Origin of the sequence: Caproicibacter sp. BJN0012, from assembly GCF_035986805.1 — a bacterium.
In the GTDB taxonomy this organism is placed as follows: Bacteria; Bacillota; Clostridia; order Oscillospirales; family Acutalibacteraceae; genus Caproicibacter.
Map to the genome: position 1 here is coordinate 1,855,004 of NZ_CP142518.1, position 24,868 is coordinate 1,879,871.

The 24,868-nt window shown below is 52.0% G+C and carries 19 protein-coding genes and 1 other annotated feature; all 19 genes read right to left on the reverse strand.

Annotated features, from left to right (window positions below; all coding sequences use genetic code 11):
- Window positions 1-5: 5 nt before the first annotated feature.
- The 19 genes from glmS to lgt all read right to left on the reverse strand — a co-directional run bounded on the left by glmS (window position 6) and on the right by lgt (window position 24,824).
- Window positions 6-1,832, reverse strand: a complete 1,827-nt coding sequence (glmS, locus tag VA597_RS08995; RefSeq protein WP_128742439.1) for a glutamine--fructose-6-phosphate transaminase (isomerizing) — start codon at window positions 1,830-1,832, stop codon at window positions 6-8.
- A gap of 120 nt (window positions 1,833-1,952) precedes the next feature.
- Window positions 1,953-3,230 carry an adenylosuccinate synthase gene (locus VA597_RS09000; RefSeq protein ID WP_128742440.1) on the reverse strand — a complete coding sequence of 426 codons (1,278 nt, stop codon included), beginning with the start codon at window positions 3,228-3,230 and terminating at the stop codon, window positions 1,953-1,955.
- 113 nt (window positions 3,231-3,343) lie between these two features.
- On the reverse strand, window positions 3,344-4,774 hold the full coding sequence (gene purB / locus VA597_RS09005; protein WP_128742441.1) for an adenylosuccinate lyase: 1,431 nt from the start codon (window positions 4,772-4,774) through the stop codon (window positions 3,344-3,346).
- 21 nt (window positions 4,775-4,795) lie between these two features.
- Complete coding sequence (gene purF, locus VA597_RS09010) at window positions 4,796-6,256, reverse strand: amidophosphoribosyltransferase (RefSeq protein ID WP_128742442.1); 1,461 nt, start codon at window positions 6,254-6,256, stop codon at window positions 4,796-4,798.
- A 19-nt stretch (window positions 6,257-6,275) separates the two neighbouring features.
- A complete protein-coding gene (gene purC, locus VA597_RS09015) occupies window positions 6,276-6,980 on the reverse strand; it encodes a phosphoribosylaminoimidazolesuccinocarboxamide synthase (protein ID WP_128742443.1) in 705 nt (234 codons plus the stop codon).
- Between the two features lie 19 nt (window positions 6,981-6,999).
- Window positions 7,000-10,218 carry a carbamoyl-phosphate synthase large subunit gene (carB, locus tag VA597_RS09020; RefSeq protein WP_128742444.1) on the reverse strand — a complete coding sequence of 1,073 codons (3,219 nt, stop codon included), beginning with the start codon at window positions 10,216-10,218 and terminating at the stop codon, window positions 7,000-7,002.
- Window positions 10,215-11,291 (reverse strand): carbamoyl phosphate synthase small subunit, encoded by a 1,077-nt coding sequence (locus tag VA597_RS09025; RefSeq protein WP_128744283.1) that lies wholly within the window; start codon window positions 11,289-11,291, stop codon window positions 10,215-10,217. Before VA597_RS09025 ends, carB begins: the two co-directional genes overlap by 4 nt.
- A 50-nt stretch (window positions 11,292-11,341) precedes the next feature.
- Window positions 11,342-12,565, reverse strand: a complete 1,224-nt coding sequence (locus VA597_RS09030) for an LL-diaminopimelate aminotransferase (protein ID WP_128742445.1) — start codon at window positions 12,563-12,565, stop codon at window positions 11,342-11,344.
- Window positions 12,566-12,622: 57 nt separating this feature from the next.
- Window positions 12,623-13,456: a diaminopimelate epimerase gene (gene dapF, locus VA597_RS09035; protein ID WP_128742446.1), complete on the reverse strand. Its 834-nt coding sequence runs from the start codon at window positions 13,454-13,456 to the stop codon at window positions 12,623-12,625.
- Window positions 13,457-13,468: 12 nt separating this feature from the next.
- Window positions 13,469-14,011 (reverse strand): ANTAR domain-containing response regulator, encoded by a 543-nt coding sequence (locus tag VA597_RS09040; protein WP_128742447.1) that lies wholly within the window; start codon window positions 14,009-14,011, stop codon window positions 13,469-13,471.
- Between the two features lie 38 nt (window positions 14,012-14,049).
- Window positions 14,050-15,372: a type I glutamate--ammonia ligase gene (gene glnA, locus VA597_RS09045; RefSeq protein ID WP_128742448.1), complete on the reverse strand. Its 1,323-nt coding sequence runs from the start codon at window positions 15,370-15,372 to the stop codon at window positions 14,050-14,052.
- Between the two features lie 276 nt (window positions 15,373-15,648).
- Window positions 15,649-16,887 (reverse strand): tyrosine--tRNA ligase, encoded by a 1,239-nt coding sequence (gene tyrS, locus VA597_RS09050; protein WP_128742449.1) that lies wholly within the window; start codon window positions 16,885-16,887, stop codon window positions 15,649-15,651.
- Between the two features lie 58 nt (window positions 16,888-16,945).
- Window positions 16,946-17,185 (reverse strand) — a binding site (T-box leader).
- Between the two features lie 30 nt (window positions 17,186-17,215).
- Complete coding sequence (gene recN, locus VA597_RS09055) at window positions 17,216-18,898, reverse strand: DNA repair protein RecN (RefSeq protein WP_128742450.1); 1,683 nt, start codon at window positions 18,896-18,898, stop codon at window positions 17,216-17,218.
- Between the two features lie 5 nt (window positions 18,899-18,903).
- Window positions 18,904-19,353 carry an arginine repressor gene (locus VA597_RS09060; RefSeq protein ID WP_128742451.1) on the reverse strand — a complete coding sequence of 150 codons (450 nt, stop codon included), beginning with the start codon at window positions 19,351-19,353 and terminating at the stop codon, window positions 18,904-18,906.
- On the reverse strand, window positions 19,350-20,213 hold the full coding sequence (locus VA597_RS09065) for an NAD(+)/NADH kinase (protein ID WP_128742452.1): 864 nt from the start codon (window positions 20,211-20,213) through the stop codon (window positions 19,350-19,352). Before VA597_RS09065 ends, VA597_RS09060 begins: the two co-directional genes overlap by 4 nt.
- Window positions 20,210-21,028 carry a TlyA family RNA methyltransferase gene (locus VA597_RS09070; protein WP_128742453.1) on the reverse strand — a complete coding sequence of 273 codons (819 nt, stop codon included), beginning with the start codon at window positions 21,026-21,028 and terminating at the stop codon, window positions 20,210-20,212. Before VA597_RS09070 ends, VA597_RS09065 begins: the two co-directional genes overlap by 4 nt.
- Entirely contained in the window at window positions 21,025-22,881 is a 1,857-nt protein-coding gene (gene dxs / locus VA597_RS09075) for a 1-deoxy-D-xylulose-5-phosphate synthase (protein WP_128742454.1), read from the reverse strand. The genes VA597_RS09070 and dxs overlap by 4 nt, the downstream gene beginning before the upstream one ends.
- A 4-nt stretch (window positions 22,882-22,885) precedes the next feature.
- Window positions 22,886-23,758, reverse strand: coding sequence for a bifunctional methylenetetrahydrofolate dehydrogenase/methenyltetrahydrofolate cyclohydrolase FolD (gene folD / locus VA597_RS09080; protein WP_128742455.1), 873 nt, complete (start codon window positions 23,756-23,758; stop codon window positions 22,886-22,888).
- Window positions 23,742-24,824 carry a prolipoprotein diacylglyceryl transferase gene (gene lgt / locus VA597_RS09085; RefSeq protein WP_128742456.1) on the reverse strand — a complete coding sequence of 361 codons (1,083 nt, stop codon included), beginning with the start codon at window positions 24,822-24,824 and terminating at the stop codon, window positions 23,742-23,744. Before lgt ends, folD begins: the two co-directional genes overlap by 17 nt.
- Window positions 24,825-24,868: the final 44 nt, after the last annotated feature.

Sequence of the window (24,868 nt, forward strand, 5' to 3'; positions counted from 1 at the left end):
TCTCCTTACTCAACGGTAACTGACTTGGACAGATTGCGCGGTCTGTCAATATCGCATCCTCTCAATGAAGCGATATCGTATGCAAGCATCTGAAGCGGGACAATCGCAAGTGACGGCATCATCATCTCGCAGATTTCAGGAAGATAGTACTGGTAGTCGGTTTCTTTCTCAAACTGTAGGTCGTTTTTGGACGTCAAAGAGAGGACGACAGCTCCGCGCGCCTTGACTTCTTTGATGTTGCTAATGACCTTACTGGTAAGGCGGCCCTGAGTAGCCGGGGCAACAACCAGAGTTCCTTCTTCAATCAGGGAAATCGTTCCATGTTTCAGTTCTCCCGCGGCGTATGCCTCGGAATGTATGTAAGCAATTTCTTTCAGCTTATGCGCGCCTTCAAGCGAAAGGGCATAATCCAGATTTCTTCCAATAAAAAAGATATCCTTGCAGTTATAAAATTTTTTGGCAAACTTTTTTACCATGTTCCGTCCGTGAAGAACCTCTTTAATTTGATCAGGAAGAATTTTCAATTGTGAAATATAATAGGCGTACTCCTTCGGGGAAAGGAATCCAAGGAGATCCGACAGGTAAATGGCAAGAAGATAAATCACCGCCAATTGTGTGCTGTAGGCCTTTGTTGCCGCAACCGCTGTTTCCGGGCCGGCCCATGTGTAAATCACATCGCTTGATTCGCGGGCAACGGAGCTGTCAATTGCGTTGACGATTGAAATCACGCGGGAACCATGCCTTTTTGCTTCCCTTAGAGCCGCGAGGGTATCCGAAGTTTCCCCGGACTGGCTGATAACGAGGGTAAGCACGTTTTGATTGATAATTGGGTGGCGGTAACGAAATTCGGAGGCCACATCCACTTCGACCGGAATCCGCGTGAACTGTTCCAGAATATATTTCGCGGCAACACCAGCATGATAAGCAGAACCACAGCCGATAATTTGGATTCTCACAATATTTTTCATCTGCTCCTGCGTTAGAACCATCCGGTCCAGCACGATTTTTCCATTCTGAATTCTGGGCGATATGGTATCGCGGACGGCCTTTGGCTGCTCCATGATTTCCTTTTCCATAAAATGGCTGTATCCGCTTTTTTCGGCAGCCGCGATATCCCAGGAAATATGGGTAGTTTTTTTGGGGATCGGATTGCCGTCCAAGCTGCGGATTTGAACGGAATCCTTTTTTATGATTGCCACTTCTTCTTGTTCCAAGCGGTAGACGTCCCGTGTTTTGCCCAAAATGGATGGAATATCGGACGCGATAAAATTTTCATTTTTTCCAATTCCGACCGCAAGAGGACTGTCCTTGCAGAAAGCGATGATCCGGTCGGGACAGTCACGGCAGAGGACGGCAAACGCGTAGGAACCCTCGATTTTTTGAATCGTTTTGAAAACGGCCTCAAGAATATCTCCCTCATAAAAAAATTCCAGCAGCTGGGCGGCTACTTCCGTATCCGTATCGGAGATAAAGTGAAACCCAATATCGGTTAAGCGATTCTTCAGCACACGATAGTTTTCAATGATGCCGTTGTGGACAACGGCAAACATTTCGGAGCCGCTCGCCTGCGGATGCGCGTTCACGTCCAGCGGCTTGCCGTGCGTCGCCCATCGGATGTGTCCAATCCCAACGGTACCCGAAACGTCGGTCCCATAATGTGTTTTTTCTTTCAGAACTTTCAGATTTCCCCTTGCCTTCGCTATTTCAAGAGAAGACCCATTGTAAACGGCAACGCCGGCTGAGTCGTATCCTTTGTATTCCAGCTTTTCCAGTCCCTGAAGTAAGATTGGGGCGGCCTGTTCCCCGCCCGCATACCCGACGATACCGCACATGGAGGATTCACCTCTTTCAGAAATTCCGTTAAAGAAAGAAATCCAAAACGCCGGCAAGGCGGGCTGCACTGGCAAAACCGCCGGGCCGGACATTTCAGGTCCCTATTGAGATTAAGAAAATTAACGATACAGGATATCTTCACGGGACGGGCCGTTGGAGACCATGTGAATCGGCACCCCGATCTCTTTTTCCGCAAACTCCACATAATTGCGGGCATTTTCCGGAAGGTCCCCGTAGCGCCGGATTCCACGGATATCACATTTCCAGCCCGGCAGCCTTTTCAGAATCGGTTTGCATCGCTTGAGATCCGGCGTGGTCGGGAAAGAATCGATTTTCTTACCGTCGAGCTCATAGGCGACACAAACCGGAATTTCATCCAGATATCCCAACGCATCCAGGACGGTAAAAGCGATGGAAGTGGCGCCCTGAACGCGGCATCCATAGCGCGAAGCGACCAGATCCAGCCAGCCCATTCTGCGCGGACGTCCCGTGGTAGCCCCAAATTCTCCGCCGTCTCCCCCTCTGTTGCGCAATTCGTCGGCTTCTTCCCCGAAAATTTCGCTGACAAATTCCCCTGCGCCAACCGCGCTGGAATATGCCTTTACAACTGTAATGATGTTTTTGATTTCATAGGGTGGAACCCCCGCTCCGACCGCACCGTAGGCAGCCAGGGTGTGCGAAGAAGTCACCATCGGGTAAATTCCGAAATCGGGGTCTTTCAAAGCGCCGAGCTGGCCTTCCAGAAGAATATTCTTTCCCTCACCGACGGCATGATAGAGAAATTCAAAAGTGTCCGCCACGTATGGTTCCAGTTCCCGCCTGTACTTTTTCAATTGTTCCATAAGTGCATCCACAGTCAGCTTCGGCTGGTGATACAAATACTCATAATAAACATTCTTCAGCGTCACGATCCGCTCCGCCTTTTCCCTCAGATCCGCCTCATCCCCAAAAAGCTCGCTGATCTGAAAGCCGATCTTTGCGAATTTGTCCGAATAAAACGGGGCGATTCCGGACCGTGTGGAACCGAATGAACGGGAGGAAAGCCTTGCCTCCTCAAACGAATCGAGCTGGATATGGTAGGGCATGACCAGCTGCGCCCGGTTTGAAACCATGATCTTCGGTTTCGGAACACCGCGCTCCTCTAAAGATTTCAATTCCGCAATAAATTTTTCCGCACTCAGGGCAACGCCGTTCCCGATAATATTGGTGGTATGATCATAGAATACTCCGGATGGAAGCTGATGCAGGGCAAATTTGCCGTAATGGTTGATTATGGTATGGCCCGCATTGCTGCCTCCCTGAAAGCGAATCACGATGTCAGACTTCGCAGCTTCCACGTCCGTGATTTTGCCTTTTCCTTCGTCTCCCCAGTTCGCACCAACAATCGCTGTAATCATTTTCTCACTCCGCCGCGCCGCTACGGTAAAAACTTACTGCCCTGCGGCCGGATTTAAGGCAGCATCCACACAACCTGTTTATCATAACATAAACGGACTGCAAAAACAAATGGTTAAACGGTAATATCGGCCTTAATTTCCTTCATCTGCCCGTATCGTTCCAGCGCGGGCTGGACGATTTCGCGGAGAAAGTCCTCCGTTTGCCGGGGGGCCCTTCCCACAAATTTCTCAGGGCTGACCGTCCGGTCCAGTTCTTCCCTGGTAACTCCGAAAGCGGGGTCGGCGGCGATCCGGTCCAGGAGATCGTTCTCTCCGCCCTCCTCTTTGACGATGCGGGAGGCCGCCATGGAATGCACCCGGATGCGCTCATGGAGCTGCTGGCGGTCGGCGCCGCGCTTGACGGCGTCCATCATGATATTTTCGGTCGCCATAAACGGCAGTTCCCGGTTCAGGTGCTGTAAAATCACTTTTGGATAAACGACCAGCCCGTCCGCCACATTCTCATAGAGATTGAGAATTCCGTCCACAGCCAAAAACGCCTCCGGAACGCTGATCCGCTTGTTCGCCGAGTCGTCCAGCGTGCGTTCAAACCATTGCGCCGCTTCGGTGATGCAGGGATTCAGGCTGTCGACGATCACATAGCGCGCAAGGGAAGCAATCCGCTCGCTGCGCATCGGATTCCTCTTGTAAGCCATCGCGGAGGAACCGATCTGATTCTTTTCGAACGGCTCCTCGACTTCCTTTAAGTGCTGAAGAAGGCGGATGTCGTTGGAAAACTTCGCGGCGCTTTGGGCAATCCCGCTCAAGACGGCCAAAATGCGGCTGTCCAGCTTTCTGGTATAGGTTTGCCCGGAAACGGCAAAGCAAGCCCTGTAGCCCATTTTCTCCGCGATGAGGTCATCCAGGCGCTTTACCTTTTCCTGGTCGCCGTCGAAAAGCTCCAAAAAACTCGCCTGCGTGCCTGTCGTCCCCTTGGAACCGAGCAGCTTCGACTGGGAAAGCAGATATTCCACGTCGTCCAGGTCCATCAGAAGGTCCTGAATCCAGAGGGTTGCGCGCTTCCCGACTGTGGTCGGCTGGGCGGGCTGAAAATGAGTAAACGCCAGCGTCGGCAGATCCTTATATTCCAGCGCAAATTTGGAAAGGACCCGGACCGTGCCGACCAGTTTGTTCCGGACAAGCCGGAGAGCTTCCGTCATTACGATAAGATCCGTGTTGTCGCCGACATAGCAGGAGGTCGCGCCAAGGTGGATGATCGGCTCCGCCTTCGGACACTGCTGTCCAAAAGCATAAACATGGGACATGACATCGTGCCGGACGATTCTTTCGCGCTCTTCGGCCACTTTGTAGTTGATATCGTCCTGATGGGCGGTCATTTCATCGATCTGTTCCTGGGTAATGTTCAGACCAAGCTCTTTTTCCGCCTGTGCCAGGGCGATCCATAGCCTGCGCCAGGTGCGGAACTTTTTATCCGGAGAAAAAAGATAACTCATTTCCTTACTGGCATATCGTTTGGAAAGAGGTGATTCATAGCTGTCTTTCAATCGTTTCGGCCTCCATGCAGATTACAGCCGTTTGATCGGCATGCAGTAATCATAATTTTTCTTGGCAACCAGATAATCCGGAACTTCAGCCGGATATTTTCCCGAAAAACAGGCGTCGCAGCAGCCGCTGCACCCGATCCCTGAAAGGTCAAGCATCTTCGGCAGATTTTCAAGCCTTAGAAAATCGATTGAATCCGCGAAGCTCATCTTCCCGATTTCTTCAACGCTGTGGTGACAGGCGATCAGATCATCTTTCGAGGGAATATCGGTCCCATAGTAACAGGGCCACAGGAACGGAGGAGAGCTGATTCTCAGGTGAACCTCTTTCGCGCCGGCCTCCTTGAGCATGGACACAATGCGCGCGCTGGTCGTGCCGCGGACGATGGAATCGTCCAGCATAATGACGCGCTTCCCTTTTACCGCGGTGTGAAGGGAATTCAGCTTGATCCGCACGCTGTTTTCCCGTTCCGACTGGCTCGGCTTGATAAAAGTCCGCCCGATGTAGCTGTTTTTGACGATCCCTTTCTGATAGGGAATACCGGATTCTTCGCTGTATCCGATCGCCGCGTCGATTCCGGATTCGGGGACGCCGATGACGATATCTGCGTCGACCGGATGTTGTCTGGCAAGAAGGCGCCCTGCTTTTTTCCGCGCCTCATAGACGCTGATCCCGTCGATCACGCTGTCCGTTCTGGCAAAATAAATATACTCAAAGACACAGAGCGACTTCTTTGCCGTCACCTCGTCCCGGATGGAACGCAGCCCGTTTTCATCGGCCACAACGATTTCGCCCGGCAGCACATCCCGCACAAATTCCGCGCCGCAGGCGTCAAGCGCACAGGTTTCGGATGCAAACACATAGGAGTTGTTGATCTTACCGATGCAGAGAGGGCGGAATCCGTGAACGTCGCGCACGGCAATCAGCTTCTGCGGGCTCATGATCACCATGGAGTAGGAACCGTGGACCTTTTTGACGGCGCGGTGAACGGCTTCTTCAATGGAAGGCGCCTCGACCCGTTCCCGCGCGATCATATAGGCAAACACTTCCGTGTCGATGGTAGTTTGGAAAATGCTGCCCTGTTTGGCAAGCAGCTGATGTAATTCGTAAGCATTTGTCAGATTTCCGTTATGCGCGATGGCAAGAGTCCCCTTGATATATCGCATGACCAAGGGCTGCGCATTTTCACGCACGCTTGCCCCCGCCGTGGAATACCGGACATGACCCACCGACATCTGCCCCTTGAACCGGTCGAGAATTTCGTGATTAAATACTTCCGTAACCAGACCCATGTCCTTATAGTAGGAAATCACACCCCGGTCGTTCACTGCGATGCCGCAGCTTTCCTGCCCTCTGTGCTGGAGAGCAAGAAGGCCGTTGTAGGCCGCATAGGCGGGGTCCAGAGTGCCGTCGGAATAAACGCCGAACACGCCGCATTCCTCATGCGGATGTCCGAAATCAGGTTCCGCAACGGAACAGTTCAAAAGACCACCCTCCCTTTCTTTACAGTCCGATCCGTTCCATGACCTCTTGATAGGCTTCTTCCACTCCGCCCATGTCGCGGCGGAACCGATCCTTGTCCAGCTTCTCGTGGGTGTGAACGTCCCAGAAACGGCAGGTGTCCGGGGAGATCTCATCCGCGAGGATGATTTTGCCGTGATAGCGCCCGAACTCCAGCTTGAAATCGATCAGCTCAATATTGACCGACAGGAAAAATTCTTTCAGAATTTCATTGATCTTCAGAGCGAAAGAGGAAATTTCGTCGACTTCCGCCTTCGTTGCATATCCAACAGCCAGAACGTGGCTCTCGTTGACCATGGGGTCGTCGAGCTCGTCGCATTTATAGCTGAACTCCAAGACGGGGCGCTTCAGTTCCATTCCCTCTTTCAAACCAAGCCTTTTTGCCATGCTTCCCGCGGCCTTATTGCGGATAATCACTTCCAACGGAACGATTTCCACTTTTTTAACCAGCGTTTCACGGTCGCTGAGCTGTTCCACAAAATGGGTCGGGACTCCTTTTTCTTCCAGCAGCTTGAAAAGATAGTTGGACATTTTATTGTTGACAACGCCTTTTCCGGTAATCGTTCCCCGTTTCTGGCCGTTAAATGCGGTCGCATCGTCCTTGTAATCCACAATGCAAAGATCCCTGTCGTCGGTCGCGAAAACCTTTTTTGCTTTTCCCTCATAGAGCTGTTCCAATTTTTTCATTTTCTTTTCCTCCAGACGGTTAAATAAAGTTCAAAAAAGCGGAAACTTTCGTAATATCGATGACGGACAGCTTCATGCTGTCCACATGCAGCGCGCAGTTCAGGAACGCGTTCGCCGTGTCGAGCGAGGTCAGGCACGGAATGCCGGCCTCGACGGCGTTCCGGCGGATCAGGTATCCGTCGCGCTTGTGCTCGTCCACTTTGGACGGGGTGTTGATGACCAAGTCGATTTCCCCGGAAATGATATGATCCAGAATGTCCGGTTTCCCCGCCCCTACCTTTTTCGTCCGGATGGTGGGAATACCGTTGTCGTTCAGAAAATCGGAGGTCCCCTTGGTGGAATAGATCTTCCAGCCCAGGTCGTAAAGGCCCCGCGCGATGGGCAGCATTTCCTCCTTGTCGCCGTCTTTTACCGTAAGTATGACGTGGCCTTTCTGGATCATGTGGACTCCCGCGCCGTAAAAGGCTTTGATCAGCGCCTCGTCGTAAGTATGCGCGATGCCGAGCACCTCGCCGGTTGATTTCATTTCGGGTCCAAGATTAACATCCTGCCCGTACAGTTTTTCGAACGAGAAAACGGGCATCTTGATGGCAATGAGGTCTCTTTCGTGCTGAAGCCCGTAATGATACCCCATCTCGGGGAGTTTTTTCCCGAAAAAGGCTCTGACGGCAAGCGGGACGATCGGAATGCCGGTGACCTTGCTGATATAGGGAACCGTGCGGGAAGAGCGCGGATTCGCCTCAATCACATAGACCTCATCATCCCTGACGATATACTGAACGTTCAGAAGACCGACGACATGCAGGGCTTTCGCAAGGCGGCGCGTGTATTCCACAATCCTGTTCTGCATTGCCTTCTCCACGCCGATCGCGGGGTAAACGGAAATGCTGTCCCCGGAGTGGACACCAGCGCGTTCGATATGCTGCATGATGCCGGGGATAACCGAATCGGTGCCGTCACAGACGGCATCCACTTCCACCTCGGTCCCCATAATGTACTTATCGACTAGGATCGGATGTTCCTGAGCCACGCGGTTGATGATTCCGATCTGCTGAACAATGTCCTCGTCGGCATAGGCGATCTGCATCCCCTGTCCTCCGAGCACATAGGACGGACGCACCAGAACCGGATAGCCAAGCTCATGCGCCGCCGAGATCGCTTCATCGCAGGTGAAAACGGTCCTGCCGTCCGCTCGGGGAATGCCGCACTGATTCAGAATCGCGTCGAAACGCTCGCGGTCCTCTGCGGCATCAATGCTGTCGTAGGAGGAGCCAAGCAGCGGAATTCCCATGCCCTCGATGGCCTGCGCGAGCTTGATCGCGGTCTGGCCGCCGAACTGGACAACCGCGCCGTCCGGCTGTTCCAGTTTGATGATGTGATAGACGTCCTCTTCCGTCAGCGGCTCGAAGTACAGCTTGTCGGCGATATCGAAATCCGTGCTGACGGTTTCGGGATTGTTGTTGACGATGATGGTTTCATAGCCGAGTTCTTTCAGCGCCCAGACGCTGTGTACAGAGCAGAAGTCGAATTCGATCCCCTGCCCGATCCGGATGGGCCCGGACCCGATGACCAGAATCTTTTTGCGCTCTTTCTGCGGAACCGACTCGTTCCCGGTCCCGTAGCTGGAATAGTAATACGGGGTTTCCGCGTCAAATTCCGCGGCGCAGGTATCCACCATCTTGTAAACGGGCTGAATCTTCCATTCTTCTTCGAGAGAACGGATCTCCTCGACGCTTTTGCCGCAGAGCTTCGATATGGTTTGATCCATAAACTCATATTTCTTCGCCTTCAACAGCAGAGCGTGATCCAATTCCTTTTCGGCGAGTTCTTTTTCCACCTGAATGATATTATAAAACTTCTGTAAAAACCAACAGTCAATTTTTGTAATCTCATGAATATGATCAAACGAAACGCCGCGGCGAAGAGCCTCCGCCACCGCCCACATTCGCCGGTCGTCGATCACATGCAGCCTGTTGTCCAGCTCCGGATCGGACAGCTCTGCGAACTCGGCATCCATCAGGCTATATACGTTCTGTTCCAGGCAGCGGATTGCTTTCATCAATGCCGCCTCAAAGTCGGGCGCGATGCCCATGACTTCTCCGGTCGCTTTCATCTGGGTCCCGAGAATTCGTTTTGCAAAAATGAATTTGTCAAACGGCCAGCGCGGAATTTTTACAACGCAGTAATCCAGCGTCGGCTCAAAGCAGGCAAAGGTTTTTTGGGTGATCGCGTTCGGAATTTCATCCAGCGTGTAGCCAAGCGCGATCTTTGAGGCGACTTTCGCAATCGGATACCCGGTCGCCTTGGAGGCAAGGGCCGAGGAGCGGCTCACGCGCGGATTCACTTCAATTACAACGTACTCAAAGCTGTCCGGGTTCAGCGCAAACTGTACGTTGCAGCCGCCCTCCACCTTCAGTTCCCGAATGATGGAAAGCGCCGCGCTGCGCAGCATCTGCAATTCCTTGTCTGCAAGGGTCTGGCAGGGGGCTACGACGATGGAATCGCCGGTGTGCACGCCGACCGGGTCGATATTTTCCATGTTGCAGACGGTGATGCAGTTGTCGTTTTTGTCCCGCATCACTTCGTACTCGATTTCCTTCCAGCCCGCGATGCAGCGTTCGATCAAAACCTGATGGACACGGCTCCGGTGCAGCCCGACCGTGGCGATATTGATCAGTTCCTCCTCGTCGGCCGCGATTCCTCCGCCGGTCCCGCCGAGGGTGTATGCCGGGCGCACAACAACGGGATATCCGATCTTCTTTGCAGCCTCGACGCACTCGTCAATGCTTTCAGCGATGGAACTTTCCGCCATCGGCTGACGGATGCGCTCCATTGCCTCCTTGAAAAGCTCCCGGTCCTCCGCCATCCGTATCGTATTTGCGTCTGTGCCGATCATTTCAACATGGTTCTGTTTCAGAAAGCCGGATTCTTCAAGCTCGACCGCAAGGTTCAGCGCGTTCTGGCCGCCCAGAGTCGGAAGGACGCTGTCTGGATTTTCTTTCAGAATTACCTTTTTGATCGTCTCAATCGTCAGCGGTTCAATGTAGACCTTGTCGGCGATCTGGCGGTCCGTCATGATCGTCGCAGGATTGGAGTTGATCAGAACGACTTCGATTCCCTCTTCGCGCAGCGCGCGGCAGGCCTGGGTTCCGGCATAGTCGAATTCCGCGGCCTGGCCGATGATAATCGGCCCGGAACCGATAATAACGACTTTTTTGATATCCTGTCTTTTGCTCACAGACGGCTCCCTCCCATCAGGGCAATAAACTTGTCGAAAAGAAATCCGGTGTCGAGCGGGCCCGGCGAAGCCTCCGGATGAAATTGTACGGAAAAGACTTTGCCGTTTTTATAAGTCAATCCTTCAATGCTGCCATCGTTCATACTGGTAAAACGAATGTCCGCAACTGAAGGATCGACTGTGCCGCCATTTACCACATAGCCGTGGTTCTGGGAAGTGATAAAGACCCTGTTTTCAAAAAGGTCCTTTACAGGGTGATTAATTCCTCTGTGGCCGTATTTTAATTTATAAGTATCAAACCCCATGGCAAGCGCCATCAACTGATGTCCCAGGCAGATTGCAAAGGTAGGGATTCCGTATTCGTATACCCTTTTTAACTCCGAAATGGATTTTTTACAGTCCTTGGGATCTCCCGGACCGTTTGTCAGCATGATTCCATCCGGCTGAAATTCCATCATCTCCTCAAACGATGCGTCATAGGGGAAACGCTTCACGGTGCATCCGCGCCTGACGAGAGAACGGATGATATTGTTCTTGACCCCGTAATCCGCCAGTGCCACACGGACCGGGCCGTCGCCGTAAACGGAGCTTTCCCTGCAGCTGACAATCGGTACGGTAGGCTCCAGGACAAAAGACTGAACCTGTTTCTTCATCCTCTCCGGATCAATGGAATCCCCGTAAGCGACCATTCCGCGCATGGTCCCGCTTTCCCGCAGAATTTTCGTCAGCGCTCTCGTGTCAATTCCCTGCATCCCGGGAATATGGTTATTCTTCAAAAAAGTATTCAGGTCCACATCGCAGCGGAAGTTGCTCGATCTTTCCGATAAATCGTGAACAATGTAGGCGGAGACCCACGGCCTTGTCGATTCCATGTCGTCGTAGCAGATTCCGTAATTTCCAATCAGCGGATATGCCATCACAACGCCTTGCCCCGCGTAGGATGGGTCCGTGAGAAGCTCCGAGTAGCCGCACATTGCGCTGTTAAAAACGACCTCGCAGAGGGTATCGTGTTCGTCTCCGAAGCCTGTCCCTTCAAAAGTCATGCCGTTTTCCAGCGTCAGCAGTGCTTTCATTCCATCACCAACCATTCTAAATCTCTGTTTTATATCAATTTCTTAAAAATTCAGGATGCGGAAAAGGATTCAACGATGCGTTGAACCGCTTTCTGTGTGTTTTCCGTGGTGTTGAAGCTGGTAAGACGGAAGTAGCCCTCGCCCGCCTGTCCAAACCCGGAACCCGGCGTCCCGACGACCCCTGTTCTGGAAAGGAGAAGATCAAAAAACTCCCAGGAGGAAAAGCCTTTCGGTGTTTTCAGCCAGATGTAGGGAGAATTGGTTCCTCCGTAAACTTCGAATCCGGCCTGAGCAAGACCATCCAGGATGATTTTCGCATTGCTTTGATAATAGGCGATATTTTCGCGGATTCCCCGATGCCCTTCTTCGGAATAGACCGCCTCCGCGCCGCGCTGGACAACGTAGGAAACGCCGTTCATTTTTGTGGATTGGCGGCGTGCCCACAGGGCGTTCAGAGAGACACCGTTGACCAAAAGTTCTTTGGGAATGACCGTGAACGCGCAGCGGACTCCGGTAAAACCGGCCGTCTTGGAAAAACTGCGGAATTCGATTGCGCACCGTTTCGCCCCATCTATTTCATAGATGCTGTGCGGCATTTCAGGGTCTGTAATAAACGCCTCATACGCCGCGTCGTAAAGAATGACGGAGTGATGCTCCAAGGCGTAATCCACCCATTTTTTCAGCTCCGCTTTATGGATCCCCATGCCGGTGGGGTTATTGGGAAAACAGAGGTAGATCATATCCGCCGGCTGTTCCGGCAATTCCGGAAGAAAGCCGTTTTCTTTTCTGCAGGGCATATAGACGATTTTGCTCCATCCGGCTATTGGTGAATAGTCCCCTGCCCGTCCGGCCATCACGTTCGTATCAACATAGACCGGATACACTGGGTCGCAGACCGCCACGGTATTTTCCCGGTCGAAGATATCGCCAATATTTCCAGTATCGCATTTTGCGCCGTCGCTGACAAAGATTTCATCCGATCCGATCTCGGCGCCCCTGCTCTGATAATCATTTTGGGAAATTGCATCTCTTAAGAATAAATATCCAGCCTCAGGACCATATCCGCGAAAAGTTGAAGTATCCCCCATTTCCTGTGCGGCGTTTTTCATGGCATCGACAATTGCTTTTGGCAGAGGCCTTGTCACATCTCCTATTCCAAGCCGAAGGACTTCTTTTTCAGGATGTTGCTGTGAAAACGCTTCTACCTTTTTCGCAATATCAACAAACAGATAACTTGCGGGCAGCTTCACAAAATTCTCATTGATTTTAAGCAAATTCAGCCATTCCTTTCCCCGACAATTCAGAAGTATTCATTCCAAATGTATATTATATCAGATTTTCACCACGCCGTCAAAGACAAATTCCGCAGGTCCCTTTAAGAAAATTTCATCTGTTTCTTCGCCCCAGCGGATGGAAAGGTCCCCGCCTCTCAGATGTATTTTCACCTGCCGCCCGGTTTTCCGGTTCCACGCCGCAGCACAGGCCGCAGCACAGGCGCCGGTTCCGCAGGCAAGCGTTTCGCCGGAACCCCGCTCCCAAACACGCATTTTTAATTCATCCTTTCCCAGGATCTGAACAAATTCCGTATTGACGCGGTCTGGAAAGATCGGATGATGTTCAAACAGCGGCCCGATTTCCTCCAGCTTCAAAGCGTTTACATCCTCAACGAACACAACGCAGTGGGGGTTCCCCATGGAAACGCATGTGATCCGGTATTCCCGGCCGCCGACGGACAGCGGCTCGTTCAGGACCGCTTCTTTGGAAAAAACGACGGGAATTTCGGACGCTTTCCGGATCGGCGTCCCCATGTTCACTTCCACCGATGCCACCCGGCCGTTCCTAACGTCGAGGCGCAGGGTTTTGACACCGCTGAGGGTTTCAACTTTCAGAATTTCTTTCTGGATGATGCCGCGTTCATAGACATATTTTCCGACGCACCGGATTCCGTTGCCGCACATCTTTCCCCTGGAGCCGTCCGCATTATACATATCCATTTTACAGTCGGCAAGCTCAGACGGTTCAATCAGAATGATGCCGTCAGAACCGATGCCGAAATGGCGGTCGCTCAGTTTGACGGCAAGCTCAGACGGATGTTCAACGGCTTCGTGAAAACAGTCCACATAAATATAATCGTTGCCGATCCCCTGCATTTTCGTGAATTTCATTTCAGGCCCTCCTCAGGAATTCAGAATGATCAAGGCTGCCTCCGCCATCTTTTTTCCTTTATCCATACTTTTTTTCTGAATAAATCGATGCGCCTGCGGTTCCGTAAAGTTGTTCCGTTTCATCAGTAAATCCTTTGCATTTTTAATGGATTGTTTTTCATCTAAATTTTCTGAGGCCAGCTTTTTTTTGATTGTAAGTGAGGTGTAATCGGCCAAATTCAAAAACATATTCACCGTGGAAATCAGGTCCATTCTGCTGATCGGGAGCATCAGAGTTGCCTGTTCCAGCGATTCGCACATGGAGGCGAGCTGAGAACTGACTAAAAAGAGGAAATCATAGGCGGAACCGACCATCCGTGGAAGATTGACGGCAGCCATGTCCCGCAGTTTTACGCTGCACACCACAATTCCGCCGTGGTAATGTTTGCTGGTAAAATCCATCACTTGAGCGCCGGTTGTGCAGACGGTGCTGACATATAAGCCGCTTGACCGAAGAACCGCCGTTATTTTTTTAGCGTATTCCGGATTTGAATTTGCTACGACAATGCTGCTCATAATTAACAACTCCGAAGGGAAGGATAAGACGCTGGTTTTTAAAGCCGGTCCAAATAGCGGTGCAGTTCCCAGTCAGTCACAGCGGTGGAGTATTGACGCCACTCCTCTTCTTTCGCTTCGACATACTTGTGAAAAACAAGATCGCCCAGAACCTTTTTGACAAAAGGATCTTCTTTCATCATCCGAACCGCATCCCCCAGATCGGCTGGAAGCATCTCTGAATCCGCCGGTATCGCCTCAGGCAAATGCATCGAAACGACAGAGGGAGGCGGAAGCAGGTCGCGGTCGATTCCATCCATACCGGCGGAGAGAAGCAGCGCAAAAGAAAGATACGGATTACAGGTGGGGTCCGGACTTCTCAGATCAACGCGGCTGTCGGGGCCGAGCGGCGAGGGGACGCGAATCAGGGTCCCCCTGTGATGAAAAGACCAGCCCACCAGACTGGGAGCCCCTTCGCCGCCGGGAATCAGGCGCTTATAAGAATTCACCAGAGGATTTGTGACCGCGCAGATGCTTCTGATGTGCAGGAGCAGACCCGCTATGAAGTTCAGTGCGGTACGGCTCAGACCATTTTCAGAGGAGGCGTCATAAAAAGCATTCCGCCCATTGCGAAAAAGCGAAATGTTGATGCACATGCCCGATCCCGCGCGGCTAAAAACAGGTTTCGGCATAAAAGTAGCATATAGCCCGTTCTCATTTGCACAGGATTTGACCACCATTTTGAAAGTTAAAAAATGATCCGCGGCAGTCAGTGCTTCCGCTTCTTTGAAGTCGATTTCATGCTGCCCATAGGCAGCCTCATGATGGGATGCCTCGATTTCGAATTCCATCTGCTCAAGGTCCAGGCAGATGTCGCGCCTGGCATTTTCTCCCTGATCCGCAGGTCCGAGGTCAAAATATCCGGCAGTGTCGTTTGTCTCGGTGGTAGGATGCCCCAGTTCGTCCGTCTGAAACAGATAAAATTCACATTCCGTGCCGATATAAAAAGTAAAGCCCTGATCGGCAGCCCGCTTCAGAGTCTTTTTCAGTACGCATCTCGGGTCACCCGGATACGGAGTGCCGTCCGGCCCAATGATCTCACAGATCAGCCTTGCGGCCCGGCCGCTTTGCGTACTCCAGGGATAAATCAGAAAGGTTTCGGGATCGGGCTGCAAATACATGTCTGATTCCTGAATCCGGACGAAGCCTTCCATGGAGGAACCGTCAAACATGCATTGATTATTCAGGGCCTTTTCAATTTGATCGGCGGTGACCGTGACATTTTTAAAGGATCCAGGAATATCGGTAAACTGAAGACTTAAAAAATCGACATGATTGTCATGCAGCATTTGAATCATATCGTTTCTTCCCATGCACGGCATTTAGATACCTCCCGGAACAAACACATCATATGGTATTTGGTTTTCGTCAGGTGTGTCCTAATATAATATATTTATATTATGCTTTTTCAAAAGCCGTGTCAATCATTTTTGAATTGAAAGAACGATTTCATTCTAATGCACAAAATTCGACTGAATTTCGGCCTCTTTCCATGTTTTTGCAGCCTTTCATAAGCAAAAATGCAAAAACAGCGAAGAAATTATTCTTTATAGCTAAAAAGGAACCCTGTTGAAGAACAGGGTTCCTTCCTACCATTGTCAGTGAAAAATCGTAATTTTATGATATACTTTTTTGCCCTTTTTAATAATCAGGCAGGCTTTCCCATTTCTGTCAAAGTCCTGTTCCGTAAAGATGGCAGCCGGATCGGAGACCTTATTTCCGTCGGCGGAGATGCCTCCCTGAACGACCAGCCTTTTGGCTTCACCGCGCGACGGCGCGAGATTTGCCTTGACCAGAAGATCAAGGATCCCAATGGCTCCGTCTGCAAAATCGGAGGGCGACAGCTCCGTGGTCGGCATGTTTTCCGTATCCGTGCCGCTCCCAAAAAGCGCCCGCGCCGCATCTCTGGCTTTCACCGCCTCATCCTCTCCGTGAATCTGCTTTGTCACTTCAAAGGCCAGAAGCTCTTTCGCGGGGTTCAGCTGCTCGCCGCTCAGAGAGGAGAACGCGTTGATTTGATCCATCGGGACGAAGGTCAGAATTTTCAGGCATTTTAAAACATCGGCATCCCCGACGTTTCGCCAGTACTGATAGAACTCAAACGGCGATGTTTTTCTCGGGTCGAGCCACACGGCTCCCTTTTCCGTTTTGCCCATTTTTTTGCCCTCGCTGTTGGTCAGCAGGGTAACCGTAATCCCGAAAGCTTCCTGATTTTCTTTCCTGCGGATCAGCTCCACGCCGCCGATAATGTTGCTCCACTGGTCGTCTCCGCCAAGCTGCAATCTGCAGCCATAACGCCGGTACAGCTCCAGAAAATCATAGCTCTGCATGATCATATAATTCATCTCAAAGAAAGAAAGGCCGCGCTCCAGCCTCTGCTTGTAGCATTCGGCGTCCAGCATGCGGTTCACGGAAAAGCAAACGCCGATGTCTCGGAGAAAGCTGATATAATTCAGATTGGAGAGCCAGTCCGCGTTGTTGGCCATAATTGCCTTATCATCTGAAAAATCGATCAGCCTGGACATCTGCTTCTGAAAGCAGGAGATATTGTGCGCGATTTCCTCCTCCGTCAGCATTTTCCTCATATCGGTCTTCCCCGTCGGGTCGCCGACCATGCCGGTGCCGCCTCCGAACAACGCGATCGGCGTATGGCCGGCCCGCTGCAGATGAGCCATCACCATGATCGGAATATAATGCCCCACATGCAGGCTGTCCGCAGTTGGGTCGAATCCGACATAAAACGTCGCCTTTTCCTCGTTAAGCAGGTGGCGGACCCGTTCCCGGTCCGTTGTCTGCGCAATCAGGCCCCGCTCTTCCAAAGTCTCAAAAACACCCATTCTATCATCCTCCATTTTGTCAGGGAACAATAAAAAAGCCCCCCGCAAAGTAGTTTTTGCAGAGGGCGGAAAATTCCGCGGTACCACCTCAGTTTACCGGCTTCCTCACGGAAGCGGCCTTACGGGTACAAAACCATACCCACACGCTGTAACGTGCGTTCCTTACGGCCGGACCTACTGGACGAATTCAATCCGGCGGCTCCAGGATGTATTTCATCCGGCAACCGCGCCTACTCGCACCGACCGCAGGCTCTCTGAGCGTTTGTTCCGGAGTACTTCTTCCCTTCTCAGCTGTTGAAAAATATTATAGATGCATTCCGTTCTCTTGTCAAGCTTCCGGCCGTCTTTCCGCCATCCGAAGCATTTCCTCCGCATTTTGAAGCATCAGCGGCGTGACATTCTCTCCGCCCATGATCCGGGCGAGCTCCTTCCGCCTTCCCTCCCGGTCCAGACGGTCCACCCGTGTGAACGTGCGGTTTTCCCGGACCTGTTTGCGGATCAGAAAATGCGTGTCGGCCAGCGCGGCGATCTGCGCCAAATGCGTCACGCAGATGACCTGGCGGTTTTGGGAAACTTCCCGCAATTTTAGTCCGACTTTCTGCGCCGCGCCGCCGCTGACGCCCGTGTCCACCTCGTCGAAGATCAGGGTCCCGATATCGTCCCTGCCCGCAAGGACCGTCTTGATTGCCAGCATGATGCGCGAAAGCTCGCCGCCGGATGCCACTTTCGCAATCGGCTTGGCCGGTTCCCCCGCATTGGTGGAAATATAGAATTCAATCCTGTCGCAGCCGGTTTCATCCATCGGAATAGAATCCTGCCGGATTTCAAAAGTCACGTCCGGCATGTTGAGGAACTGAAGCTCCGCCTTTACTTTTTCCGAAAAGACCTTTGCCGCACCGGCACGCCAGCAAGAAATCTCCTCGGCGAGGGATCTTGCCTGCGAATGAAACTTTTGATAGCTTGCCCTGAATTTCGCCGCGTTTTCATCCGAAAGCCGGATTGTCTCCAGTTCCATCCGGCATTTTTCAAGGTATTCAAGCATTTTCTCGACCGAGCCGCCGTATTTCAGGCCCAAACGGTAAATCGCGTCCAGTCTTGTCTCAATTTCGTCCAGTTCCGACGGATCATATTCCAGTTGAGAGGAAAAGCCTCTCATTTCCTCTCCACAGTCGTCCAGATCGTAGGAGATGGATTGAAGGCGCTCCGCCAGGCCGTGCAGCTCCGGGAGGAACCGTTCCGCATCGTTCAGCGCGGCGGCAGCCTCTGAGACGGCCGAAACAGCCCCCAATGTTTCCTCGTCTCCGCCAAGCGCCGCTTTTGCCCGAGAAATCGCCTGCGCGACCCGCTCGGAATTGCGGTACAGATTCTTCCGGCGATCCAGCTCTTCCTGTTCGCCCGGATGAAGATCCGCAGATTCCAGCTCGTCGATCTGATAGTTCAGCAGGTCGATCTGCCGTGCCTTCTGGGCCTGGTCTGTTTGACAGGAATCCAGCCCCGCTTTTGCGGCCAGCATGGAGTGATAGGCCTCCCGATAGCGCAGAGAGAGGTCAGCGGGCAAACCCATGCTGTCCAGATAGCCGACATGCAGCTCCGGAGACAGCAGACCGTAGCTCTCATGCTGTCCGTGTATGTTGATCAGCAGACTCCCGACTTCCTTCAGTACGGAAACGGTGGAAGGCCGTGCATTGATCCTGCAGGAGGTTTTGCCATCCGGGGAAATTTCCCGCTGGACAATCACGGTCCCGTCGTCTTCCACGGAATAGCCAAGCTCCCGAATCCTGTCGGCGGCGCGGCCGTTCTCAAGCTGAAAAACCGCGGAAACCAGAGCGCGGCTTGCGCCCGTGCGAATCAGCTCCCGCGACGTTCTTTCCCCCAAAACCGCATTGATGGAATCGATGATGATGGATTTGCCGGCGCCGGTTTCACCGGTCAAGATGTTGAACCCGGTGCCAAAATCGATCTGTGCTTTTTCAATCACGGCGATGTTTTCGATATAAAGCTGTGACAGCATGGCAATCACCTGACAAATTTTTTCAGTTCTGAAGACAACCTTTCCGCGGAACTATCATCCCTGGTCAAGATAAAAATCGTGTCGTCGCCTGACAGCGTTCCCACAATATTTTCCCATTGAAGAGCATCCATCGCGGCGCACACCGCATTTGCCATTCCGGTCAGGCACTTGACCGCGACCATATTCTGCGCGTAGTCGACGGAAAGGGCGGAATCGGAAAACAGAGAATAGAATTTTGTGGTGTAATCCTTTGTCTCGTCCTGCCCCACCGTATATTTGTATTTGCCGCTCGCGGTCAGGGTCTTGATCAGACGAAGCTCCTTGATGTCACGGGAAACGGTCGCCTGAGTCACTTCATACCCCTCTTCACGCAGACGGCGGAGCAGTTCCTCCTGTGTATCAATGGAATATTTCCCAATCAGCTCCAGTATTTTGGCGTGCCGTCGTTCCTTCATGGTCCGATTCTCCTCTCTCCAAGTTTATCGGTTACAATCTCATAAAAATTATTATTCTTCAGCTTTAATATTTTAACGGTGCCGGAAGATCTGGAAAATTCGATTCGGGTTCCGTCCGGAATTTTTAAAAAGATTTCACCGTCGATCGTAAGAATAATTTCGCTTTCATAATCAGAATGTGCCCGAACGCTCAGCTTTGCGTCCGGCCCGAAAACCACCGGCCTGCTGAGCAGAGAATGAGGGCAGATGGGAGAAAGAAGAATACAGTTCATCTGAGGATCAATGATCGGACCGCCTGCGGAAAGCGAGTACGCGGTGGAACCGGTCGGCGTGGAAAAAATCAGCCCGTCGGCTCGGTAATCGCACACTTTGGTGTCATCCAGCCGGACTTTGAAATCGAGAATCCGCGAAAGCGTTCCTCTCGCGATGACGGCGTCGTTGAAAGCGGTAAATATTTTGGATTTTTCCTCCTGATCGACCCGGACTTCCAGCATCATCCGGTCTTCAATCGTATAATCTCCGCTTGTCAGCTTTTCCAGGCGGTCCATCTCGTTGGTTTCCAGTCCTGCAATATAGCCCAGCCTTCCGGTATTGATGCCTAGAATCGGCTTTTGAGCAGTCGCGGCGCTACGGGCACAGTGGATAATCGTTCCGTCCCCGCCTACGGCAATAATAATATCACAGGCCTGGATCATTTCCGCTGTGTTGGAAAAAAGCAAAATTTCCTCGCCCGGAAACGACGGCCGGAACTCGGCCTTCATCAAGACCTTAATTTCAAGCTTTCGCAGCTTCTGAATCAGTCTGCGCGTGTAATACACCGCATGGTTTCGGCTCAGATTTGGAATCACCGCAGCCTTCAATCCGTTTCACCGCCATTCAGCCGCAAATGGGACTCTTTCACCAACGCGTCAATATCCGGCGCGACAGACACGGGGCAGTCAGATTTCTGAAGATATAAAAGGTATTCTATATTCCCCTCCGGCCCCTTGACCGGGGAATATGTCAACCCAAGGACAGAAAAACCATTCTCCAGAACAAAACCTATGATATTGTTAATCACCTGAGTATGAATTCTCTTGTCTCGGACGACGCCTTTCTTTCCAACGTTTTCACGCCCCGCCTCAAACTGGGGCTTGATCAGGCAGACGGCCTGTCCGTTCCCGGATAAAAAGCGACGCGCTACAGGCAGCACCAGGCGCAGAGAAATAAAGGAGACATCCACACTGAAAAATCCGATCGGCTCCGGCACCTGCTCGTTCGTCAAGTAGCGAACATTCGTCCTCTCCAAGCTGACGACACGGGGATCAATTCGCAGTTTCCAGGCAAGCTGACCGTAACCGACATCGATGGAATAAACTTTTTTCGCTCCGTTCTGAAGCATACAGTCCGTAAATCCGCCGGTGGAAGCCCCGATATCCATCGTAACTTTTCCCCTCAGGTCAATAGGAAACGCGGCAAGCGCTTTTTCCAGCTTGAGCCCCCCGCGGCTTACATAGGGAAGCCGGTCTCCCCTCACCTCAATCTGAACTTCCACTGGAAGCAAGGTACCGGGTTTATCCTGCTTTTGTCCCTCAACATAAACCTGGCCCGCCATAATGACCGCTTTGGCTTTTTCCCTGCTCTCCATGAGTCCCCGGTCAAAAATCAGGCAGTCCAGTCTTTTTTTCTGAATCAATTCGAGCACTCCGATGCAATCAATTCGGCAATACCCCCGGCGCTGAGTCCAAGCTGTGCCAAAGCCTGGGCCATCGTTTCGTGCATGACGAAACCGTTGATCGCACGGAGGTAAAATTTGCCGGCAAAAGAAGCTTGGCTGAGAAGATAGGCGAAACATTCCCCGATGCCGCCCTGTGCAATGCCTTCTTCAAAGAAGAAAATGGTCCTGGCATTTAATACACAGCGGATTGCTTCGGGATCAATCGGGAAAATGCGGTTTAACTTCAGAATTCGGATGTTCAGCCCCTTTTCCCTGAGGTAAGTCAATGCCTGACATGCATTGGAAAACAGTCTTCCATAGGTGACAAGAACGATATCGGCAGACTCTTCTCCGTAAAGGTCAAAAGCCTCGCGGCTGCCGTGAAAGTCAAACGGGCGGAAAAGCTGTTCTCCCCTTGGATAGCGCACCGCCGCCAGCCCGTCACAGTCATAGAGTGCCTGATGGAGACAGTTCTGAAGCTCATCGTAATAAGAAGGGGAATAGATCGTGATGCCGGGAACCGTTTTAAGAAAAGCGGTGTCGAAAATCCCCTGATGCGTCTCGCCGTCTTCGCCGACGATTCCCGCCCGGTCGACCGCCAGAACAATTTTAACTCTTTGCAGTGCGACGTCGTGGATCACCTGGTCATATCCCCGTTGCAAAAAAGAGGAATACACCGCAAAGACGGGAAGCATCCCGCCGCAGGCAAGCCCTCCGGCGAAAGTGACGGCATGTTCCTCGGCGATTCCGGTATCAAAAAAGCGTTCCGGAAACTTTTCGGAAAAATCCTTCAGCCCGGTGCCTTCCTGCATGGCGGCGGTAATGGCACAGATCCTTTCGTCCTCCGACGCGAGAGAACACAATTTATTTCCGAATACCGAAGAAAAACTTCCGGCCGATTTGACCGGTTTTCCCGTTTTCACATCAAAAGAGGAGATCCCGTGAAAAGCTTTGGGATTTTCCTCGGCAAATGCATAGCCCTTTCCTTTGCGTGTCAGAACATGAATGAGGACTGGGTGCTGTATGCTTTTTACGTTATTGAATACTTCGATCAGTTTTTCCGTGTCATGACCGTCAAACGGGCCGTAGTAGTAAAAGCCCATGTCCTCAAAGATCGTGCTGTTATATAAAAGCTGCTTGAGAACAGATTTCGATTTGGTCAGCGCGTGCCGGAACGGCTTGCCGACTCCGGGAATATGATCCAGGATATTCTCAATATTTCCCTTGATTTTAAAGTAAGAGGGCTTGGTGCGGATGCGCGCCAGATAGCGGGCCATGGAGCCAACGTTGCGGGAAATAGACATCTTGTTGTCATTTAAAACGACGATAAAATTCTTATGAAGGCGGCCCGCATTATTCATCCCTTCATAAGCAAGACCGCCGGTCAGGGCGCCGTCTCCAATGACGGCGACCACATGACCCGGTTCACCCTTCAGTTCCTTGGCTTTGAAAATTCCAAGGGCAGCCGAGATGGAAGTACTGCTGTGCCCGGATGTAAACGGATCGTGAGGACTTTCCATGCGGTTTGGAAAGCCCGAGATCCCCCCGTGCGTCCGAATGGTCCCAATGCGGTCAAATCTGCCCGTCAACATTTTGTGCGTATACGACTGATGCCCCACATCCCAGACGATTTTATCCTCCGGAGAATGAAAAACCCGATGCAGGGCGACGGTCAGTTCGACAACCCCAAGGTTCGAAGCCAGGTGCCCTCCGTTCGTGGAAACCGTTTGGATGATTTGTTCCCGAATCTCGTCGCACAACTGCTTCAGCTGGCCGGGCGCAAGCCGCTGCAGATCTGTCGGGGAGGAAATTGATTTTAACAGGCTGCCCATAGAATCAGCGGACTTTCTTCTGGTCCGGAATCGCGTTTTGGATTTTCGCCGCGGTCAGAGTGTTTCTCAGAAGCATGGCGATCGTCATGGGGCCAACTCCTCCCGGAACCGGAGTAAGGTAAGACGCCAGCTTGCTGACGGGCTCAAAATCAACGTCTCCGCACAGTTTGCCGTTTTCGTCGCGGTCCATGCCCACGTCGATCACGCAGGCGCCCGGCTTGACCATGTCGGCCGTGATGAATTTCGGCTTTCCGACGGCCGCAACCAAAATATCCGCCCTTCGGCAGACTTCACCAAGGTCTTTTGTCTTGCTGTGACAGATGGTGACGGTGCCATTCTCATGCATCAGCAGCATAGCCATCGGCTTGCCGACGATGTTGCTGCGTCCCACGACAACGCAATTTTTTCCCCCGACCGGTATCTTCTCCCGGTGCAGCAGCTCCATGATCCCCGCCGGAGTGCAGGGAAGAAAACGGTAATTGCCCACCATGATCCGTCCAACATTGGAAGGATGAAACGCATCCACATCCTTCCAGGGGTCGATTGCCTCGATGACAGATTCTTCATCCAGTCCGTCAGGCAGCGGAAGCTGAACAAGAATTCCATGAATTTCTTTTTTATGGTTCAGCCGGTTCACCAATTCAAAAAGCTCATCCTGGTGGGTGCTTTCCGACAAAGCATATTTTTCAGAGTAAATGCCCACCGCCGCACAGGCTTTCTCTTTTAGATTCACATAGGTCTGGGAAGCGGGATCGCTGCCGACCAAAACCACGGCAAGACCGGGGACAATTCCCTTCTGTTTCAACTCCTGGACCTCAAGCGCAACTTCGGCTTTGATTTCCGCGGAAATCGCTTTTCCGTCAATCAGCTTTGTCATTGCCTGTTTCCTCCTTCCCTTCCGGCTTCACTTCGATGGAAGAATCCGGTTCCTCACGATTTTCTGCCGCCGGTTTTTCATTCGCTTCGCCGTTGTGAGTTTCATCAATGCCCTCCGTTTCTCCTTCAATAATGGTTTTGGCCTCGTCGGCGGAAGCAAAAATTGTGCTGGTCCCGTCGTCGGTATAGCTTTCGTCGATTTCTTCCGGTTTGACTTCATCGACAATGGAATTGAGTTCCATGATTTTGCGCGATCCGCAGCCGGTCAGAACCGTTCTGTTCCGGAAAACGATCAGAAGCGCGACAGAAGCGATCACCGCGACAACCGCAACAACCTGGGATACCCTGAGAGGAACGACCGGGGTGATGAGGCTGTCGGTCCGGAGTCCCTCGATAAAGAAACGCCCCACGCCGTACCAGAGAATATAAAGAAGGAAAACCTGTCCATCGTATCTTCTGTATTTTCTGCTGACGATATGTAGCAGGAGAAAGCCGAACAGGCACCAGAGAGACTCGTAAAGAAAGCAGGGATGTACCCCTCCCGCGGAGACGAGGTCGGTGTTTTCACTGACCATCCTCCAGGGAAGGCTGGTTCCCGTGCCAAAAGCCTCCTGATTGACAAAGTTGCCCCACCGGCCGATGGATTGTCCGATCAAAAATCCAAGGGATGCGAGATCCAGGACCGCCGGAACGCTGAGTTTCCGAAATCTGGCCATCAGCGAACCGGACAGCAGCCCGCCGATAATGCCGCCGTAGATGCCAAGGCCGCCGTTCCAGATATATAGAATGCTGACCGGGTTTTTGAGGTATTGGTCGCTTGCGTCAAAGAGGACGTAATAAAGCCGCGCCCCGATGACGCCGAAAATGATTCCGACCATGACGACGTCGACAAAACGATCAGGATCGACCCTCAATTTTTTGCAGCTTGCCATCGCATATAGAAATGCCAACAGGAATCCGGCTGCAATGATAATCCCATACCAGGCGATCGGGTGGCTCCCGATCTTGAAGGCAATGGGATTCAGGGTAATATTGATCCCCAGCCCCGGGAATTGAACATGATACATCTCGCACCACCATTTCTCCACGCAATACAGCTTTTAAGCTCTCA